The organism is Caulobacter sp. P1_B12_2 (assembly GCF_056406675.1).
The window spans coordinates 1-2,194 of record NZ_JBFTZS010000604.1; the positions used below are offsets into that span (position 1 = coordinate 1).

Below are 2,194 nucleotides of genomic sequence, written 5' to 3' on the forward strand. Positions count from 1 at the left end.
GTCCAAGTCGTTCGAGGCGGGGATCAAGAGCCAGCTGCTCGACCACCGGGTGATGCTGAACGGCACGATCTTCCACGTGAAGTACGACGACTACCAAGCCCAGGGCATCGACACGATCGGCGGGACGCAGAACTTCCGCCTGACCAATGTCGGCAAGGTGCTGACCAAGGGCGTCGAGGTCGAGGCCACGGCGATCGTCACGCGGGAACTGCGGTTCAACGCCTCGGCGGCCTATGTCGACGCCAAGATCACCTCGTTCCCGAAGGCGGCCTGTTGGCCCGGCCAGACGGCGGCCCAGGGCTGCGTGGCGGGCTCACCCGCGTCCCAGAACCTGGCCGGCGCGACCCTGCCCAACGCACCCAAGTGGAAGCTGAACGCGGGTCTCGACTTCACCCAGCCCATCGGCGACTACGAGATGCTGTTCTCGGCGGCCTATGCCTATCAAACCAAGGTCAACTTCTCGCTGAACACCGACCCCGGCACCGTCCAGAAGGCCTTCGGCACAGTCAACGTCTCGGGCGGCTTCCGCAAGCCGGGCGGCGGCTACCAGGTCGTGGCCTTCGTCAACAACGTGTTCGACAAGAGCTACGGCGTGAACGGCGCCAACCAGTACGGCAACTTCGGCAGCCAGACGGTCACCGAGCTGCAGCCGGCGCGTGACTTCCACCGCTATGCGGGCGTGCGCCTGTCGGTCTCCTACTAGGGCGTCCTCCCAGGCCCCTGAACGGCGGGCTCTCCGGAGCCCGCCGCTTTTTCTTTCCAAGCCCGGCGGCGGGATTCGCCGTTAGGCTGTGCTCAAAAGACGTAACCAGCAGGCGAGGGCGTACGGATGTCGGACAATTCGCGGAATGACGGTGAAACCCGGCGCGGCCTGGTCACCCGCAGGGGGGCGGTCGGCGTCGCGGGCGGCGTGGCCCTGGCCGGCGTCGCGGCCGGCGTGAGCCAAGCCCAAGCCCAGGCCCGGGCCGCCAAGCCAGGCCCCGCCACGGGCGCGCCCAGCATCCTCTATCCGCACGAGAGCGCCACGCGCTCGACCAAGAGTCTGGCCGCCACCTGGCGCTTCCGCGCCGATCCCAAGGACATCGGCGAGGCCGAGGGCTGGCAGAAGGGGCTCAAGGACTTCCGCCTGATCCCGGTCCCGGCCAGCTGGAACGACATCTTCGACGACGTGCGCAACTATGTCGGCTCGGCCTGGTACGAGACCGACTTCCGCATCGACAAGGGCTGGGCCGGCCAGCGCATCCACCYGCGCTTCGGCTCGGTGAACTACACCGCCAAGGTGTGGTTGAACGGCAAGCTCCTGGGCGGCCACGTCGGCGGCCACCTGCCGTTCGCCTTCGACATTACCGACGCGGTCTCGCTGGACGGCGAGAATGTCCTGACCGTGCTGGTCGAGAACAAGATCCAGCTGGATCGCGTGCCGTCCAAGCCCGACGGCGCCCGCTGGCACATGCACACCGTCCACTTCCCGCAGACCGCCTACGACTTCTTCCCCTATGCCGGCATCCATCGCCCCGTGCTGCTGTTCACCACCCCCGACGTCCACCTGAAGGACGTCACGGTGAAGACCAGCCTGGACGGCAAGGTGTCGATCGACCTGGAGGCCAGCGCGCCGTGGTCGGGCAAGGCCAGCCTGACGATCTCGGACGACAAGGGCGAACAAAAGGGCTCGGCGGTCCTGACCGGCGGCAAGGGTTCGACGGTCGTGGCGCTGAAGGGCGTTCGGCCCTGGAGCCCGGAGGATCCGCACCTCTACACCCTGACCATCCGCCTCGAGAACGGCGCGACGCCTGACGAATACGCCTTCAAGATCGGCGTGCGCACCATCGAGGCCAAGGGCGACAAGCTGCTGCTGAACGGCAAGCCGGTCTTCCTGCGCGGTTTCGGCAAGCACGAGGACTTCCCGATCCACGGCCGCGGCCTGGACGTGCCCTCGATCATCCGCGACTTCGAGCTGCTGAAGTGGATCGGCGGCAACAGCTTCCGCACCTCGCACTACCCCTACAGCGAGGAAGCGATGATGCTGGCCGACGAGCACGGCCTGCTGGTGATCGACGAAACCCCGGCCGTCAGCCTGGTGTTCGCCGACCCGCCCGAGATCCAGGCGGCGCGCTCCAAGCAGCTGCGGCAGGACATCATCGACCTGGTCCGCCGCGACAAGAACCACCCCTGCGTGATCATGTGGTCGTTGGCC

At 67.2% G+C, this 2,194-nt stretch carries 2 protein-coding genes; both read left to right on the forward strand.

Annotated features, from left to right (window positions below; translation table 11 throughout):
- Positions 1 to 703, forward strand: a 703-nt coding sequence (locus AC1DZ6_RS23900) for a TonB-dependent receptor domain-containing protein (protein ID WP_477099595.1), incomplete at its 5' end; no start/stop codon positions are given.
- Positions 704 to 829: 126 nt separating this feature from the next.
- Positions 830 to 2,194 (forward strand): glycoside hydrolase family 2 TIM barrel-domain containing protein (locus AC1DZ6_RS23905; protein ID WP_477099596.1); only part of this gene is annotated, 1,365 nt, incomplete at its 3' end.